The sequence below is a fragment of the Candidatus Limousia pullorum genome (assembly GCF_057405065.1).
The window spans coordinates 1,708,731-1,728,047 of record NZ_CM171614.1; the positions used below are offsets into that span (position 1 = coordinate 1,708,731).

Consider the following 19,317-nt stretch of genomic DNA (forward strand, 5'->3'; position numbering starts at 1 on the left):
TGATTGTATGGCAACAACACAGGTGAACCCCACCAGAATGGAGCTGACAAGACTTAAAAAGAAGCTTGTAACAGCCACCAGAGGTCATAAACTCTTAAAGGATAAACGTGACGAGCTTATGCGCCGCTTTTTGGAGCTTGTAAAAGAAAACAAAGAGCTGAGAATGAAAGTGGAGCAGAAGATAAGCGACGCCAATAAGAATTTCGTTTTGGCATCTGCCGCAATGTCAGACGAGGTTATCTCCGCCGCATTGCTTGCACCAAAGCAGGAGGTCTATCTTGATATCGGTGAAAAGAACGTAATGAGCGTTTATATTCCGGTTTATGATATAAAAACCAGAACTCCCGACCCAAACGATATTTATTCCTACGGCTATGCTTTTACATCTTCTGAGCTTGACGATGCGGTAAAATCCTTGGCGGATATTCTTCCGGATATGCTGAAGCTGGCTGAGATTGAAAAATCCTGCCTTATGATGGCTTCGGAAATCGAAAAGACACGCCGAAGAGTTAACGCCCTTGAACACGTTATGATTCCTGACACAAAGGAAAAAATCAGATATATAACCATGAAGCTTGACGAAAACGAAAGAAGCACACAGACAAGACTTATGAAGGTCAAGGATATGATGCTTAAAGAAGCTCACGGATATTAAATTACAGGAACGAGTTGGATTTCAGCTCGTTCCTTTATTTTTATAACCGACATGCAAAAGTTAGGATTGAAAATCAACTTCATTACATGTCGGGCGAGACCTTTTGCTTAATGCTTTGAAAAACATTGCTTTCATATCTATAAGAATAATAATAAAAGTCTGTACATAGAATTAAAGTAAAAGATATAGTAAAGCAGGTGGGAGAATTGGTGTACAGACGAAAAAAAGGACAGTCAAAATTTCTGGGAGTTATAGGAGGAATTTTGACTGCGGCGGCGGTTGTAAACTTGTTTTTTAATGCCGATTCTATATTTAAAGCCGGAGGAAGCGCAATAGCTGCGGCGATTATATCGGATAATGATGAGGTTGTTAAGGTTGAGAAAACCGGCGAAAATATGGCTGAAAACCCTTTAGCCGAAAATGATACAGATGAAACCACAGAGAACACAGAATCAACCGCAGAAAGCAACGGGGAAGAAGAAACCGTTGACCCTGCGGAGGAATTTGCCGGAGAAGCTGTGTACCCTGTTATTGAAACAAACATAGGAGCGTCCGGAACTTTGTATGAAAATATATCAGTTAAGAATACAACAGGATACGATATAGATATTGGTTCACTGCTGGAAAAGGATTTGGGCTTTACTATGGACGACAGCGGAGAGGTTCAGGTTTTGATTGTACATACTCACGCAACAGAGGGCTATATGTCATATGATAACGGAACATACCACGAAAGCTATTCATCAAGAAATACCGATAATTCTCAGAATGTCTGCGCAGTGGGTGATGAAATTGCCGCAGAACTGAGCCGTCAGGGAATAGGAGTTATAAATGATACAACCCAACACGACAACCCCAGCTACAACGGCTCTTATGACAGAAGCTTGGAAACAATAAACAGCTATTTGGAAAAATATCCTAATATTAAAGTTGTCCTTGACATTCACAGAGATTCTATAGGCTACGGCGGGGAACAGGGAAAAACAAAACCGACCTTTACATTTGACGGAAAGAAAGCCGCTCAGATTATGATTATGTCCGGATATGACGGAACAGGGGAATACAACTTCCCGTTCTGGGAGGAAAACCTGGTATTCGCTTTAAAGCTTCAAAAAACCGCCGAGGATATGTTCCCGGGAATGACAAGACCCTTGTATTTCGGGGATTTTGCCTACAATATGAATGTAAACAACGGCTCTCTGCTTATTGAGGTGGGAACCGATATGAACACATTAGAGGAGGCAAAGTATACCGGAGAACTTTTGGGAAAGGTTCTGGCAAAGGTGTTGCAATCATAACCAAATTTTGATATAATCAATATGCATAGCATTTAAGAGTAAGTTGCTGTGACTTAATGCAGAAATAAGGAATAGTATGAGGAACGATAAAAACAACATTATAAATAGGAAAAAAGATGTAATTCTGGCTTTATTGTTTGTTTTGATTTTAATGTTTAGCTGTGTAACAAATGTTTTTGCCGTTGACCCTGAAGAAGAGACAACAGAAATTCAGGTCACAGAGCAGACAGAGCCTCAATCATCTAATGAACCTACTACTGAAGCCACGCAAGCGCCTACAGAACCTACCACTGAACCTACAACAGAACCCACAACTGAGGCGACAGAGCCAACAACAGAACCTACAACAGAGGCAACTGAAAGTACAACAGAAGAAATAGTAGAGGTGACAGAGGCAACAACCGAGGGAAATCCCTGGGATTTTGAAGTTCCGACAGAAGGAACTATCGAAGCGGAACAGACAAAGGCGGACTATTTTACCGGAACTGTTATGTGGTCTGCTGTCGGCGGAGGCTTGCTCATATTGCTTATTATGTTTATAGGCAAGCGTAAATACTGATTTTGTATTTTGCTGTAGTTATTGGTTGAGTACCGTGTTTATAAGAAACAGGTGATCGATTTACAGGATCACCTGTTTTTTATTGTATAAATTATCTTTTAAGGTATATGGTTTAGAAAGGAAAATGAAAATGAATGAAGATCTGAAAAAGGTTTCTGAAAAAACCTCAGAGGAAGAAAATCTTGAAAAAGAAGAGATTCCCGCTGAGAATGAAGGAAACAATGCTACGACTATTCAGGAAAAAATTGAAAAGTTTAAAAAGATTGACAGCTTCAAAACAAACAAGAAATCCTTTGCAACAGGTATCGGATTTTACAAACTGTTTTGGGTGTTCTTTATCGGATGCTTTGTAGGTGTTGTTATTGAAGTTTTGTTCTGCATTTTTGTTACGGAACACAGATATGAGTCAAGACAGGGCTTAATTTACGGACCTTTCAATCCGGTTTATGGCTTCGGAGCTGTTGCCATGACTTTGGTTTTGTATCTGTTCAGAAAGAAAAGCGAAACCTGGACTTTCCTTGTGGGCGCTATTATAGGAGCTATATTTGAAACACTTTGTTCAGTTTATCAGGAGTATTTCCTTGGTACGGTTTCATGGGATTACTCAGGCTCAAAATACAGCCTTATGGGTGGAAGAACAGATTTAGTGTATGCGGTATTCTGGGGCATACTCGCCGTAGTTTGGATTAAACTCCTGTACCCATTTATGTCGAAATGGATAGAAAAAATTCCGAATAAAGTGGGAGTTATTCTCACATGGATTCTTTTTGTGTTTATGGTGTTCGACTGCGTAATAAGCTGTATGGCGGTTGACCGAATGGTAAAACGTCACAACGGAACTGCCGAAAGCACAGCGGTGGGAAATTTCCTTGACGACCATTACCCGGATGAATTTTTGCTTACTATTTATCCAAATATGATATTTACAGATACCGGAGAAGTTCTCCATGAAGTTGCCGGTGATGACAAGGAAACAGAAAATTCTGAAAACACAGAAAACAATACTGAAAATAACATGGAAACTGAAACAGCTGCGTCAGCAAATTCAGTAAAGGTGGATTTGTTCAGCTTGTATCAGTTTGACAGATAAGTTTTTTGTGAAAAGTTAAGAGGAATTAAAATGAAATTAGGAAATTTGGAAATACAAAGAAAGGCTTGCCTTGCGCCGATGGCAGGCACTGCGGACAGAGCTTTCAGAGAACTTTGCAGAGGTTACGGAGCGGCGTTCTGTGTTTCTGAAATGGTAAGCTCAAAGGGCATATCATTCAACAGCAAAAAAAGTGCAGAACTTATGATGATATCACCTGATGAAAGACCATGCGGAGTTCAGATTTTCGGTGACGACCCAAAGGTGATGGCAGATGCCGCAAAATTTGCAATGCAGTTTGAACCGGAATTTATAGATATAAACATGGGTTGCCCTGCCCCTAAAATCAGCGGAAACGGTTGCGGAAGCGCTCTTATGAAAAATCCTCCACTTTGCGGAGAAATTGTAAACGCAGTTGTAAATGCCGTAGAGGTTCCGGTAACTGTAAAAATCAGAAAGGGCTGGGACGAAAACTCAGTAAACGCCGTTGAAGTTGCAAAAATCTGTGAAGAGGCAGGAGCTTCTGCAATAACCGTCCACGGAAGAACAAGAGAGCAGTTTTATCAGCCGCCGGCAGACTGGACAATCATAAGACAGGTAAAGCAGGCAGTAAACATTCCGGTTATAGGAAACGGAGACGTTACAAACGCAGAGGAAGCCTCTAAAATGATGGAGGAAACAGGCTGTGACATGATTATGATAGGCAGGGGAGCTTTGGGCAACCCTTGGATTTTCCGTGAGATAAACGCCTATTTTGACACAGACAAACTTATCTTCCCGCCGGGACCTGCTGAAAAAATCTCTGTAATGCTCAAGCATATTCAAAAGCTTGTTGAATATAAGGGAGAGTACATCGGAATGAGAGAAGCACGCAAGCATGTTGCTTGGTATATAAAAGGCTTTAAAGGCGCCGCAGAGTTTAGAAACATGGCAGGAAAGCTTACAACCTTCGACGAACTTATAGAGCTTTCAAAGCTCATATATAAAGCTCAGACACAGGAATAATTCTATTAAACAGCGCTGTAATTTACGGCGTTGTTTTTTATTGTCAATTCGACAAACTGCATAAAATTTAATGTTTTATAAGAAAAATACTATTTTATATTGCAAAAAACTCTGTTTTGTAATATAATATTGATACTATTTTTAGAATTGTGTTATTTTTAGCACAAAAATATTTTTAGGAAAGGAAATCGGCTATGAACTTAATAGAAAAAAAGATAAAACAGCTGCCAATAGGAAGCGAAATAGAATTGCTTTTGAGTGACGGCATGAAGGTTACCGGAAAGCTTAACGACCGGGATGACGAATGTATAGAGATAGTAAACGACAGTGAAGAAAATATTATATCGCTTGGTGAAGTGAAATCTGTCAAGCTGTTTATTTCTTCTGCCGCCTCCACAAAAGCTCCTAAACAGAAGGAACAAGTTCAGTCTGCACCTGTTCCTAAAATCAGTTTTATGACAGAGATTAAAAATATTATGGCGTCAGACGCAAAGCTTACCGGTGTTTTTAAAGAGCTGACAAAGGAAGAAAAGAAAATAATTAACAGCGGATACACAAGCTTTATGTCTGCTGTTAGAAATAACGATATTGACAGGGCACTTGGTATCGTTAATAACTTAAAAAGAACAATTGAGGATTATTCAGGAAAAACTCCCTTTGGAGAAAACACATATAAACTGCTTGCGTATATGTATACAAGATGCTATATGTATGACCCTGAGTTGTATATAAAGGGAAAAAGCTACGATTTGGCGGCCATAGCTTTTTATAAAAACAAAAGCCTGGAGGATGCCGCCGCCTGTGCCTCTATAGCTCTTACCGAAAATCACGACAGCGAATATATAGCAACCGTTTACACAGTGCTTTATAAAACCATGATTAAGCTCAGTGACGCATCGGCTGTAATCAGCGCAATAAACAGAAACCCAATACTCGTAAGCGACAGCTATATGAGGGAAATTCTGACCGTGCTTTATGAAGAAAACGGAAAGAAATTTTCAAACAGCGTTAATACGGCGGGAATTGTACTTTTCCTTAGAAATCTTATGCCAAATAATAAAGTGGCTGAATTTATAAGCAAAAGAAAAGTGAACACAGTTAAGGCAAGTATTCCCGGAGAAAAGCTTTCCGGTAAGATTGTAAGGCTGTCATGGAGTTCTGAAAAAGGAGAAATACTCAGCGACGACAGGACTTTTAGATTTAAATACAGCGATATAGCCGACAGCAAGCTTCACGAAACAATAAGTCAGATATTTTCTTCAAACCTTGAAAGCACCGGTCAGACTATACCTGTAGATTTTGAGGTTAAAAACGGTTTTGCCTGTGCAATTAAGGAGAAAAAGCAGTTCAAAGCACAGAATAAACCTGATGCAGCTGCTCCTGAAAAGAGCGAGGAAGAAAAGCTCAATTTCCTGCAAATAGGACGAAATATCAACAGCAACAAGGACAATGAGGACAGGTTCCATGAATCTCTGACCTTCTTTAAGCGTTCTATTGAAGAGGGAGAACACGTGCCGGAAGCTGTTATAGAAGCTATAAACTGTTGTTTGACAATAGCAAACAAAGAGGATAAAAGCGAGTATTTGCAGAAGGCCTTGGAGCTTTATGAAGAGCATAAGGATAAATTTAACGGTATAGGATTGCAGTACAATTCCATACTTTATGGACTTTTCACAAAACTCAACCGTCTTGAGGACAGCATGGAGTGTGTAAACAGAATACTCAGCGATACAAATTTACCTAAGCTTACACGACTTCACTATATTGATTGCAAAGCCAGTATATACTTCAATATGGGCGAAAAGACCGGCGACCTTAATATGTACGAAAAAGCTAAAAATGAGAGCAGAAGCTGGGAGCAGGAATACCTCAACAATAAGGAAGCTTTAAGCGACAGTTTTAAGAAATTGTATTATTCCGTTATTCTTTACAGAATAGCCTATTGTCTTTATAAAACCGGAGATTTGGGAACAGCGTCTCAGGTTTTGGAAAATATACTGAAACACGACCCGGACAATGAAAACGCAAAGAACCTGAGCGTAATCTTAAATCCGGAGGATGAAGCAGAGAAAGTACAAGAGGAACCGGAAATTCAGGAAGAGAACAACGAAAATGAAGAGAATAACAGCGATGAAAATACAGCCGAGGAAGAAGCGCCATTAAAGTATGAATTTGAAGACCTTGAGGAGCTTCAGGATTACGAATATACAGATTGTTCCGGCTGGGAAGCTTTGGAATTGACGGAAAAGGAAGTTATAGATTACGCCTTGAACATTAAGGGCGACGGAAAAATACCTGTTTCCCTTACATATTTAAAAGCCGCCTCCTTGCTTAATCCAAAATTGGAGGGAATTTACCGTGATATAAGTCTTGCGGTGGATAACCCAATGGAAATACAGAATTATTCCATGACTGATATAATCACAAGGTGTGGCGAGAATAGTTCGGAATACAAAAAGCTCAGAGAAATATGCTTTGCTTCCGCCTTTTTAAGAAGTGCATTTTACGGCAATACGGAGGAAACCCATTTCCGCTGTGCTGATTATTTCGATGATGAAACTTTAAAGCGTTTCCCGTCACTGAAAGAAATTGTGGATATAGTGGACGATTTCAGAATTGCAAACGTTGTTTTGATTGATAAATATGCGGATTATCAAAACGTCAACATGGACGAGCTGGAGTTAAGACATGACAGCGTTGTAAAGGAAGCCGTAAACTCTTACGACAGGTATTTCAACAGAGTATTCCATGAGGACAAAAACCAGCTTAGATTTAAACTGACAAAATCTATGTTGTTCGAGAACAACGGTTTGCCGGAAAGAATGATGTACTTTGTATCCCACGACGACTATGATGGATTCTTAAATATAGAAAAAGAATTCAGAGAAACATTCATCAAAAACGGCGATGATATTTCTGTTTCATCAATTCATGGAGAAAAGATAGACGCTTTCATTGACCAGGCATGGAAAAGAGCGGGAGAGGACAAAAGCATTTGTGAAAGAAAAACTTCCGACCTTATGGGAAGCTTTAGAAACAACCTTTACTCGCCATTAAACAACTGCATTAAAATCGTCTGCGAGTGGGTTCAGCTCTATAAAAACGGCTGTGATTTGAAAAATACGGAAAACTATGCGGTTTACCTTGAATACAAAAAACAGCTTCTTCCATTGCTTGAAAAACTTATTGAGGAATGTGGCAATGCTCAGGAGATACAGGAAGCTTACGGTTGCGCAGTTTTAAAAGAGCTGGCACAGGAGCTTATATGGCGACTGGACGGAACATGGGACTACAGTAAGAAAAAATACTACTTCTCCGACTTTTTGAGAACAGGCAATATTCTACTTGACCAGAATTATTTGCCTGAGATAACATCAACCTTCTGCGACCTTCCGGACTTTAACGTGCTTAAGAGAATAAGGGACCACGCAGAAGCACAGGAAGCCACCATAATTGACCACGGAAAGAAAATTTTCTCAAGGGAAGAGGAGTGTCACGATTTCGGAACTGCCGGCCTGATTGCTGAATATTTGGCACATACCGAGGATAATGCAACATGGGAAATTCCCGAAAATGCTTCAATATTTGAAGAACAGGCAAAAAAGCAGATGAGGGCAAAGCTTGAGAGATTTAATTCCGACGTATGCCTTGCTATCAGCCGTGGTCAGATAAACAAATACGACCAGTTTTTAAACAGCATTGAAGCTATTACCCATTACTGGTATCAGTATTGTCTTGAAAATAAAAATTACGGATTTTTCAGCAGATTTGTAAACAGCTGTATGAAGAAAATACAGCGTGACGCCGTTTCATACGGAGAAAGACTTTTAAAACAGCTTTCCGAACTTGTGGAGTGCGAAAAACCTCAGCAGCAAATTGTGGATACAATTACCGACTACATTGACAAACAGTTCTTTACAGTGGCAGAGGACTGGATGAGCAGAATTGTAAAGGGTGACTTCGACAGCGAGTCAAAGCCTCCTCTTGATGCGGAAGAGTGTCTGAAAAGCTTCTGGAATGAGTTTGAGGAAAACTATAAAACAGTTTTTTCCGCAGGATATACTCTCAGAAGAGCGGTAAGAAAAAATATACATGTCGCCAAGGACAGAAAGGGCGGTGAAGCCCTTATAAACAACTGGCTTGACAACGGAAATAAAACCAACAGCGAGAGAATTACAACCCTTTTAAATCTTTTGGGCTGGGAAAATATTGAAACCGTTGATGAAAGCACAGACGCAAAAAATGAGATTTATCATATAAAATACAATTCCAATTATAAGGGAAAGAATGTTTATTCACATCCTATTCCTTCCTTTGGCTCAGCCTGTAAGGATAACGGATTTTACGTTGTGTGCATGTACGGATATTCCGACAGCAAAAGACTTATCGATAAATACACAGAGCTTGACAATATAAGCGGCAATAAAATAATTTTACTGGACTACGCCCTTAACGCTTCCGAAAGAAGAAGTCTTGCCAAAACGGTAAAACAAACCCCACTTATGTGGACTTATATGCTTATAGACAGAGTTACAATAATGTATATTGCAAACCACTATATAAGCGGAGGAAACAACAGAACATTGATGTCCATAACAATGCCGTTTTCCTATTTACAGCCATATGTTTACGAGTCCACATATACAATTCCTCCGGAAATGTTTATAGGCAGACGTGACGAATTGCTTTCTATTCAGTCGCCCACGGGAGCAAATCTGGTTTACGGCGGAAGACAGCTGGGAAAATCAGCCATGCTTAAAAAGGCTCAGTACGAAACGGATGACCCGAAAGCCGGACGTGTTGCGCTGTTTGTGGATATAAACGGACTTGATATAAAATCTTCCGCAGAAAAGATTTCAAACGAGCTTATGCTCAAGGGAATAGTTTCGGAAATCACCGATGACTGGGTTAATCTTTCAAATCAAATTAAAATGGGAATCACCAATAACTCCATAAACTATCTGCTTCTTATGATGGACGAGTCGGATAAATTTATTGACGACTGTAAAAACGTGAATTATCAGCCTTTGGTATGTCTTAAAGACATTCAGCAGTCCTTAAGCGGCAAGTTTAAATTTGTAATGGCAGGACTTCACGATATCGTTAAATTCCACAGAAGTGTGGCTTTGGGCAACAACTCTGTTATTTCTCATTTCTCATCAATAAACGTAACGCCGTTTAATTATGACTGCGGCAGAGAACTGCTTACAAAACCGTTGAGTTATCTGGGATTTTCATTTAACAACAACGAAACAGTGATTTCCCATATACTGTCAACTACAAACTATTTCCCTGGTATAATTCAGCTGTTTTGCAGTAAGCTCATCAAGTCAATGAAAAAGTACTACTATGAGTACAACGAGTCTGTGACTCCGCCTTACAATATAACAGAATCCCATATAGGCAAAATCCTTACAGACAAAGAGTTCCTTTTTGCAGTTAAAAACTGCTTTGAAATGACTTTAAGACTTGACGAGGAATATTATATAATAGCACTTATAATCGCTTATATGTCCTTTGTATATGAGGACACAGAGGGAAGCACTGCGGCGGAAGTCTTTGAAAATTTAAAGGAATTTGAAGTTAAAAAATTTGAAAACCACGACATATATCAGATTGAAACTCTCCTTGAGGAGCTATGCGATTTGAATGTTCTTAAAAAAGTAAACGACAGATTTTCTTTCAGAACAAAGAGCTTCAGAGATTTACTGGGAACAAAAAAAGAGGTAGAAGACGCAATCTTTGGCATTATAAGCCTGTAACAGCGGTTAAGGAGTGATTTTGATATGTGTTTCGGAGAACTTTGGTGGACTCAGATGTTAAATCCTGTCCGCACCTTTAACCTTTTGAAAAATGCTCTTTCCGAAGATAAAAATATTTTTCTGTTCTGCAAAGAGCCGATACCCTGGAAAGAAATATTAGTGGATAAAATAAAAAAACAGCTGGGAGATATCACAGCCGTAAGGTCATTTAAGATGATAAAGGCGGATAAAAATTCTCAGCCGGGCTATGTGGTTTTAAACAGCCTTTGTCCCCCTGATGTTCAGGCGGACTACTGGCCAGACCAGACCTATGCACAGTATCTTTCGGAGCTTGAAAACATAACGCTGAATTCCTTTTATGTTTGGGTAGAGGGCATCGATTCCGAGGATGAAGCCAGCAAGTGGCTCGCCTTTGTAAATGAATACAGAAAAAATTCCTATAGTCATGGAAAAGGCAAGGACAGAGCTATATTTATTTTGGAAACAGTTGGCTCATTCAGTTTTGAAACAAAGTCGGAGTATTTTGTTTCAATTAACATGACTCCCAACGAGTTCGACAGGCATATGTTCTGCATGATGAACACCTTTGATATAAACTGTTCCTATGCTCTGAAACAGTACATAGCGGAACTTGCCTTTAACTTATCCACCGATAATATCGAGCTTTGCGGTTCCCTTGCCAAAAGCGGAGATGATTTGCTGAGCAGTCCTCATAAAACCTATAACCTATGCTGTGACAGTATGGGTATAACAGAGGAAAAGGGCAGGAAAGAGAACAGCAGAATAGACAGGGATATTATTGTTTCTCAGATGAGAACGGTTTTTCCTATGCTGGAGCAAAGGAGATATATGTTCATTGAAAAGTATGTAAATGAAATAAAAAAGGTTTTGCCGGTGAACAACTCAATAGATGAGCTGGTGACAGAACCTTTCGAGCTTGAGCTAAGCACACTGTTATATATAGTAAATCAAAACCTAATAATTATTTCTGACGAGGACAGAAACAATTTGAAAATCTGCCGAGAAATAAGAAATAAGCTTGCCCATAATGAAAGGGTAAGCGGCAGGGAAATAAAAAAATTGTACGGCATGTACATTTAAAAGGAAAAGTTCCATTGAATGTTACACAACATCTTCAATGGAGCTTTTTATTTCTTTCTATATATTGTGATGTTTTGCGCATATAAAAGGAAAAAGTAAAAATTGGAAAAATTTGACAATTTATAATAGTGCAATCAAAAAAAATAAATTAAGCTTGATTTGATAAAAAATGAATTCTTTGCAAAATAATAATATTTTATACAAAGAAAAAACAGCCGTTTGGAAATAAATGTCAAAACGGCTGTTTCTCTTTGAAAAACATTAAAAACAATATCTCAAATATCATCAATACAATAAGATTTTAACACGAAACTTATAGTTTGTCAATTGAAAAATTTAATTATATAAAGAAATTGTCAAATAAGTTTTGAGGTATCTGTAAGAAACTTTACAGATAATAAAATTTGTTTAAGCTTGCATTTTTGTTATATTTAAGAATTGTTTTAGTAATTTTTAGCAGACAGAAATTTTATAAGTTAACACTTCCATCGTCGTTGCTTGTAATAATTCTTGCTGCCATCATTTGAATAATAGATACGTCATCTATCTGTATTTTTGAGTTGTTATCCAGGTCAGCAAGAGCTGTGTCAATTTCTACAGCTGATGAATTTGTAATATAAATCTGTGTTAAGGTTGCATCCATAACTGTAATTTTGCCGCTGTGGTTTACATCGCCGAGATAGTATCTAAGACCGTCAACAGCAGATTTGAGGTTTTGATAAGCTGTGTTGATTTCATCCTGTGCAGCTGAACTGTTATCATAAACGCTATTTGCTTCTGCAATAGCTTTTTCAAGAGCTTCTCTGCTTGTCTTGGTGTAGACAGAAGCGTCTAATGCTGAGGCGGAGTCAATAAGTGTTCTAAGTTCTTCTTTTGTGATACCTGAAGCAGCTTCTTCAAGGTTTTCAACTGCATTATTCAAATCTGTACATGCATTGTTTATAGCTGTCTGATATGCAACAGGTGAGGAGAGGATTTCTATAGCTTTTTCAAGCTCGGCTTTCATTGCGCTGTAGCTTTCTTCTGTGTAACCGTCAGCTTCAATTTTGGAGGCAGTCTGTACTGCGCTGTTCAATGCTGTTGTATCTGTTGTGAAGAGATTGATTTCAGATGCACTGATAAATCTGTTAGGTGTGTCGCCCAATGTTGCTGTAGCATAAAGACGTATTCTCTTTGCCTCTACAGGTATGGAGAATATGCAGAGCTTTTCATCCTTATTGTCTGCCCAGATACCATTTCCGCCCGGTACATCAACAAAGTTTTCACCGTCTGCTTCTGTGCTGTACATAAGCTTGTACTGTGTAATTACGCCGTTGGTGTTTTTGTCGGTTCTCGGCAAATAGGAGATAGCGGCTACATTTGAAATGCTTTCATCATTCAATGTAAATGTAATATAGTTGTCAGTTCCGTTTTCGGAAATAACAGGCATATTGCCGCCGGAATAATTTGAATGCCATATTGTGGTTGTATTTCCGTCGATAGCCTTTGAGCCGTCCTCACCGTTTTGATAGCTTGCGGCTACTGCTGTCAGACTGCTCTGTGGAATCTTTGCCAAATCAAGACAGTTTTCATTATCGGCTGAAATCAAAAGTGACATAGCCTTATCAAGTCCCTTTTTCGCAGCAAGGATTTCGTCGCTTGTTGAAACTGCTGAATTGTAGATATCTTCAGCATAGCTCAATTCCTGCCGGAAATATGTGACGGAAGTAGCTGTGTACTTATCTGTTTCAATAAGGTTTGCCTTGTCGATTATTTCCTTGAGAGTCTCTTTAAGTGGATCATCAGGCTGTTCTGTTTCATATCCGAACTGCTCGTCCAGATAGTTAATTCTTTCAAGTGAGTAGTTGATTATCTGGTTCGGGTCACTTGTTGAGGATGATGGAATACCTCCGTAGATTTCCAAATCTCTGTCGAAAGCTTCCTTTGAAATGTCGCCGATATAGTCGTTTAATGTTTTAACAAAGTTCTTTTCGCTGATAACTGTATCTCTCAATTCTGCATATCTTGCAGCGATATCGTCGTAGAAGTTATTGTAAACTCTTTCCCACAAAAGAGAATTGGTTCCGTGGTCAGGACCCATGTACTCATGTGTAAGCATCCAGTCTATTGTGTTGTAATGTCCGCCGTTCCAGTAAATACCGAATGTGGAGTCCATATCATAAACTGACGGGAACCACTGCTGACCGTCGTAGGTAGCCATAAGCATGTTCTTTTCCCAGTTGTCGGTTCCGCAGATAAACAGCATGTAAACATAGTAGTCTATGCAGGAATCATAATCGAGATAATTGCTGAAAAGCTCTTTGAACTGCTGGTCATCGCTTAAGCTTACGAAGTTTATAACATTGTCAAAGGAGTTTATAACCCATGTATCAGGGTCAGGATATTCTATTGTCCAGTCGCTTTCATCGTATCTGCCCGGCTGTGTGAAGTTGCAGGAGCCGTCGTGTGATTCACCGGCAAGCAATGCTTCCTTTTCACCGTCGCCCATAGCGAACTGCCAGTCATCCTTAGGAACATTAAGGGTGTAAAGACCCTCGTATTCGCCGTTGATATAAACCTTTACAGGATAACCGTCAATAGCACCGCCGTTAGGAGCGTCCAAAAGCTGCTGATATGTGTCTTCACGTGAATGAACTATCTGTCCCCAAAGCTTTGCACCGAGAACATTTCTTGAATGTGAATGGTCCATATAATTGGCTTTAAGAACATATTTGTTTTCCTTGCCCCAGCCGTCCTGAAGTTCAACCTTGTACTTTCCGTCAAAGGCTTCATCTGCATAAAACTTAACTGTGAAGTTTTTCTTAGGATAAGACATAGAGCTGTTACCCTGTAACTTGAGATTTGCATAAACATCAAAGGAAAGACCTGTTTCTGGGTCTGTATATGTAGCTGTTGTATTTGCTGTATAATCCTTTGTGTTTCTGGAAATCACGTCACGGATATCAAGGGTAGAATTATCGCTGTCTGTGTAGTTGTTGAAGTCAGTGAAGTTCAAAACAGGAATATCAAGCTCTTCTTCCGGAAGCTTGCCACTGTCAGCAGGTGCAGCGTTGCCCTGACCCAATGAGTTAAATGTTACGCCGTACTCAGAGCAATATGTCTCTGCGGCAGTACCGCTGTAGCCGTTAACTGTCATAGAAACTCTTTCATAATTCCAGTTTGATGTGTTTCTTGCATAACCGAAAGCATAAGCCCCTACTTTGTCAACGGTTTTGCCTGTTGTCACATTTTTAAGACTTGTACAGCCCAGGAAAGCTCTTTCTCCGATTTCTGAAATGCTGTCGGGAAGTGTTATTTCGGAAATGTACTGACATCCTTCAAAGGCGCTTGTTCCTATAAAGGAAAGTGTGTTACCCTGGAAAGTAACGTCTCTCAACATTGTGCAGTGGAAGAAAGCGTAGTCGCCGATACTTTCTACGGATTCAGGCAATGCTATGCTTGTAATGCCGTAGTTCATAAAGAAGGCGAATTCGTCAATTCCGGTTACTTTATGGCCGTCGATTGTGTCAGGCACAACAACATCCTTTTCCGTTCCGGTGTAGCCGTTGATAACAGCGTTATCGCCGTCAAGAGAATAGGTGAAGCTTGTGCCGGTTGTTTCTGCCTGTACTGATATGGTTTCCGGCAATGCAATCGTAAATACCGAAACGAGCATTATAGCCGAAAGGAGTACAGACAAAGCTTTGTTTGTTTTCCTTTTCATAAATTTTTACCTCTTTTCTGTATGGTATTTATTCGATATAAATATATCATCTTTAAGGTTTTTTCGCAATTATGTTTTTAACTAATTTATCACATTTTCTTTTGACTATTATCCACAATTTGAATAACAATTACTGAAATAATTAACCAAAATGTACAAATTTACGCAAAAAAGAGGCACGATAGATATAATAAAAACTCTATCGTGCTGTTAAAATTTATAGGGTGTAAATTATTTTAAAGTCTTACCGGTATTCCTTTATTTGTAAGATATTCTTTTAATTTGGGAATAGGTATTTCGCCGAAGTGAAAAAGTGATGCCGCTAGAACCGCATCGGCTTTACCTATTGTAAAAGCGTCATAAAAATGTTCCAAAGCTCCCGCTCCGCCGCTGGCGATAACAGGAATACCAACGCTTTCTGAAACGGCTCTGGTAAGCTCAATGTCGTAGCCTTTCTTCTGACCGTCCTCATCCATACTTGTGAGCAGGATTTCTCCGGCTCCTCGCTTTTCACATTCCACAGCCCACTTTACGGCGTCAAGTCCCATTGGGGTTCGTCCTCCGTTTATATAGACTTCCCAGCCTCCGTTTTCACGTCTTTTGGCGTCTATTGCCGCAACAACGCACTGATTTCCGAATTTATAAGCGGCTTCGTTGATGATATCGGGATTTTTAACAGCCGCAGAGTTTACGGAAACCTTGTCCGCTCCGGCTCTGAGAATAGCCTTGAAATCCTCCGTGGTTCTTATTCCGCCGCCTACTGTGAAAGGAATAAAAATAGAATCGGCAACACGGGAAACTATATCAACCATTATATTTCTGGCGTCGGATGAAGCGGTTATATCTAAAAGTACCAGCTCATCTGCGCCTTGCTTGTCATACTGAATTGCGCTTTCTACAGGGTCGCCTGCGTCCACAAGATTTACAAAACTCATACCCTTTACGACACGTCCGTTTTTAACGTCAAGGCAGGGGATTATTCTTTTTGCATACATATTAAAACTCCTATCTATTTATATTCCGTCACAGCGTCATGTCCGCAAAGTTTCTGAGAATTTTAAGGCCTACATCGCCGCTTTTCTCAGGGTGAAACTGGGTTGCGTGAATATTTTTGTATTGTACCGCAGCGTGGATTTCAGTGGAATAGAATGTATCAGCGCTGACGATGTCCTTGTCCTCGGCGGTGAGATAGTAGGAATGTACGAAATACACATAGGGATTTCCCTCTATTCCTTTAAAAAGACCGTCGTTCTTTCTTATATTAAGGCTGTTCCAGCCCATGTGAGGAACCTTAATTCCCTCCTGCTTTGGAATTTTGGTTATTGTTCCCTTTAAAAGACCAAGTCCGGATGCATTTGGACTTTCCTCGCTTTCGGGGAAGAGAAGCTGGAGTCCCAGGCATATTCCCATAAAGGGTTTTCCGGAATTTGCATAGTTTTTGATAACTTCGGTAAGATTTGATTTCTCGATGTTGTCCATGCAATCGCCGAAAGAACCTACACCGGGGAGAATAGCGCCGCTTGCGCTGTTTATAATTTCCGGACTGTTTGTTAAAACGCAGTCGCAGCCTATGTGTCTTAAAGCTTTCATAACGCTCTGAATATTGCCTGCGCCGTAATCTATTACCGCTATCATAGTGACCTCCAAGGTTTACGTATTTGAATTGTTTAATATATTAGCATATTAAAGCGAAAAAAGCAATAGAATTTGTGTATATTCTTAAAAAACTGTAAAATTTATCTGCAAACTTAAAATTTGTCAGAAAAGAAAAGAGAATTTTAAAGAAATAAATCACAAAAGGTCAAGAAATATTTACTATAAAATTTTGTTGAAAAAAAGTTGAGATTATGGTAAAATACTTCTATGTATAGTTTAAAGATATGATGATAAGTATACGGTTTTTACTTTGTCCGTTGATAACAACCGATATTTAATCAAAAAAAGAGGTTTGTAAACAATTATGGATAAACATTTGTTGTCGAGAATAAAATCAAAATATCAGCACCTTTCAAAGGGTCAAAAGCTTATTGCTGATTTTATCGGAGAGCATTATGACGAAGCAGCTTTTATGACCGCTTCTAAGCTTGGTGAAACCGTCGGGGTAAGTGAAAGCACAGTTGTGCGCTTTGCCTGCGAGCTGGGTTACGGCGGATATCCGAAGCTTCAGAAAGCTATGCAGGAGATGATAAGGGATAAGCTTACATCTGTACAGAGAATAGACGTTACCTGCGAAAGAATAGGCGGAGGAGATGTTCTTGACAGCGTATTGAATCAGGATATTGAAAAAATCCGCAGAACCATTGAAGAAACCTCAAGAGAGGATTTCAACAATGCGGTCAAGGCAATAGTAAACGCCGAAAATATTTATATCTATGCGGTTCGCTCAACTTCACCTTTGGCAAACTTTTTGGGATATTATTTCGAGCTGATTTTCGGAAATGTAAGGGTAATCAGCACATCAAGCAAATCTGCCTCTTATGAACAGCTTTTCAGAATTACAGAAAAGGATGTTATGATAGGAATAAGCTTTCCACGCTACAGTACTATGGCGGTGGATGTAATGCATTTTGCCAGAGAGAGGGGAGCAGACGTTATCGCCCTTACTGACAGCATGATTTCACCTTTGGTTTCTCAGGCTGACCATCTTCTTATTGCAAGAAGTGATATGGCGTCTGTGGTTGATTCACTGGTAGCGCCTTTAAGTATGATAAACGCCCTTATAGTTGCCACGGTTATAGCAAAGAAAGAGGATGTTAAGAAAACCTTTATGGCTTTGGAGCAGGTTTGGAACGAGCAGGGAATTTACGCCAACAGTGAAAAGGTAAAAAAGGATAATACATCTGAAAACGGAGAGAAACAGGATGCAAGGTGAAAAAATCGCAGTAATAGGAGCAGGCGCCGCAGGCATGATGGCGGCTTACAGGGCGGCGTCCTTGGGCGGAGATGTCACTGTATTTGAAAAAAATAACATGTTCGGTAAGAAAATAAGAATTACCGGAAAGGGCAGGTGCAATATTACAAACGCCTGCGACAACGATGAATTTATAAGAAATATCCCCACCAACGGAAGATTTATGTATAGCTCTTTAAACGGCTTTACACCTTGGGATACAATAGATTTTTTTGAAAGTCACGGACTTAAAACAAAGATTGAAAGAGGAAACAGAGTTTTTCCGGTTTCAGATAAGGCGGCTGACGTTGCTGTGACACTTCATAAGGCGGCAACAGAGGCAGGAGCGGTTTTCTCAGGACATAAAGTAACCGATGTTTTGGCTGAAAACGGAGAAATAAAAGGCTTGGTTTTGGAAAACGGTGAAAAAAGAAGCTTTCAAAAGGTGATAATTGCCACCGGAGGAAAGAGCTATCCTCTTACCGGCTCTACAGGCGACGGCTATGCTTTTGCGCAAAAGCTGGGACATACAATAATCCCTTTGAAGCCCTCACTTGTACCTATTGAAAGTCCGGATAAATTCTGCCGTGATATGCAGGGACTTTCCCTTAAAAACACAGGCATGACCGTTGTAAACGCAGACAGCGGAAAAGAGGTTTACAGGGATTTCGGCGAAATGCTTTTCACTCATTTCGGAATAAGCGGCCCCATGGTTTTAAGCGCAGGAGCAAATATTAAAAATCCTGATAAAACAAAATATGTGATTTATCTCGATTTAAAACCGGCTTTAAGCGAAGAAAAGCTTGACCAGAGAATACTCAGAGATTTTGAGAAAAATATAAATAAAGCGGTTTCCAATTCATTGGGAGAGCTGCTTCCCAGAAAGATGATACCTGTAGTTTTAAACCGCTGGGGTATTTCTTTCGACACAAAATGCAACAGTGTGACGAGAGAGCAGAGAACAGCACTTGTTAAGCTTTTGAAAAGCTTTTCAATAAATGTAAAAGGATTTAGACCTATAGAAGAAGCCATAGTAACCTCCGGAGGCGTCTGCACAAAGGAGATAAACCCGTCAACCATGGAAAGTCGAATTGTAAAAGGCCTTTATTTTGCCGGCGAGGTTATAGACGTTGACGGATATACCGGCGGATTTAATCTCCAGATTGCCTTTTCCACAGGATGGGCGGCAGGAGAAAGCTGTCTGTAATTTATTTAAGTTTATAAGTTAACTTTAGCATATATATTTGTAATTATGGA

Annotated in this window: 12 protein-coding genes; 9 read left to right on the forward strand and 3 right to left on the reverse strand. The window is 39.6% G+C overall.

Translation table 11 applies throughout. The features are described 5' to 3' along the window. Positions 1-7: 7 nt before the first annotated feature. From CGICJO_RS07815 to CGICJO_RS07845, 7 genes are all read left to right on the forward strand, one after another. The gene (locus CGICJO_RS07815; RefSeq protein ID WP_486498454.1) at positions 8-655 is read left to right on the forward strand and encodes a V-type ATP synthase subunit D; all 648 of its coding nucleotides are present in this window, start codon (positions 8-10) and stop codon (positions 653-655) included. 209 nt (positions 656-864) lie between these two features. Beyond that, entirely contained in the window at positions 865-1,953 is a 1,089-nt protein-coding gene (gene spoIIP, locus CGICJO_RS07820; protein WP_486498455.1) for a stage II sporulation protein P, read from the forward strand. A gap of 76 nt (positions 1,954-2,029) precedes the next feature. Beyond that, positions 2,030-2,512: a hypothetical protein gene (locus CGICJO_RS07825; protein ID WP_087376215.1), complete on the forward strand. Its 483-nt coding sequence runs from the start codon at positions 2,030-2,032 to the stop codon at positions 2,510-2,512. 130 nt (positions 2,513-2,642) lie between these two features. Next, the gene (locus tag CGICJO_RS07830; protein ID WP_486498456.1) at positions 2,643-3,602 is read left to right on the forward strand and encodes a putative ABC transporter permease; all 960 of its coding nucleotides are present in this window, start codon (positions 2,643-2,645) and stop codon (positions 3,600-3,602) included. Between the two features lie 30 nt (positions 3,603-3,632). Beyond that, positions 3,633-4,604, forward strand: coding sequence for a tRNA dihydrouridine synthase DusB (dusB, locus tag CGICJO_RS07835; RefSeq protein WP_486498457.1), 972 nt, complete (start codon positions 3,633-3,635; stop codon positions 4,602-4,604). Between the two features lie 194 nt (positions 4,605-4,798). Then, on the forward strand, positions 4,799-10,366 hold the full coding sequence (locus CGICJO_RS07840; protein WP_486498458.1) for a tetratricopeptide repeat protein: 5,568 nt from the start codon (positions 4,799-4,801) through the stop codon (positions 10,364-10,366). Between the two features lie 24 nt (positions 10,367-10,390). Continuing rightward, entirely contained in the window at positions 10,391-11,467 is a 1,077-nt protein-coding gene (locus tag CGICJO_RS07845) for a hypothetical protein (protein ID WP_486498459.1), read from the forward strand. Between the two features lie 469 nt (positions 11,468-11,936). Here the strand turns inward: CGICJO_RS07845 and CGICJO_RS07850 are convergent, their stop codons facing one another. The 3 genes from CGICJO_RS07850 to hisH form a co-directional block, all read right to left on the reverse strand. Beyond that, positions 11,937-15,170, reverse strand: a complete 3,234-nt coding sequence (locus CGICJO_RS07850; protein WP_486498460.1) for a CotH kinase family protein — start codon at positions 15,168-15,170, stop codon at positions 11,937-11,939. A gap of 236 nt (positions 15,171-15,406) precedes the next feature. Beyond that, entirely contained in the window at positions 15,407-16,165 is a 759-nt protein-coding gene (gene hisF, locus CGICJO_RS07855) for an imidazole glycerol phosphate synthase subunit HisF (RefSeq protein WP_486498461.1), read from the reverse strand. 28 nt (positions 16,166-16,193) lie between these two features. Next, on the reverse strand, positions 16,194-16,805 hold the full coding sequence (gene hisH, locus CGICJO_RS07860; RefSeq protein WP_087376222.1) for an imidazole glycerol phosphate synthase subunit HisH: 612 nt from the start codon (positions 16,803-16,805) through the stop codon (positions 16,194-16,196). A gap of 325 nt (positions 16,806-17,130) precedes the next feature. Here hisH and CGICJO_RS07865 point away from each other — a divergent pair, with 325 nt between their 5' ends. Beyond that, positions 17,131-18,042, forward strand: coding sequence for a MurR/RpiR family transcriptional regulator (locus CGICJO_RS07865; protein ID WP_486498462.1), 912 nt, complete (start codon positions 17,131-17,133; stop codon positions 18,040-18,042). After that, a complete protein-coding gene (locus CGICJO_RS07870; RefSeq protein WP_486498463.1) occupies positions 18,032-19,267 on the forward strand; it encodes a BaiN/RdsA family NAD(P)/FAD-dependent oxidoreductase in 1,236 nt (411 codons plus the stop codon). The genes CGICJO_RS07865 and CGICJO_RS07870 overlap by 11 nt, the downstream gene beginning before the upstream one ends. Positions 19,268-19,317: the final 50 nt, after the last annotated feature.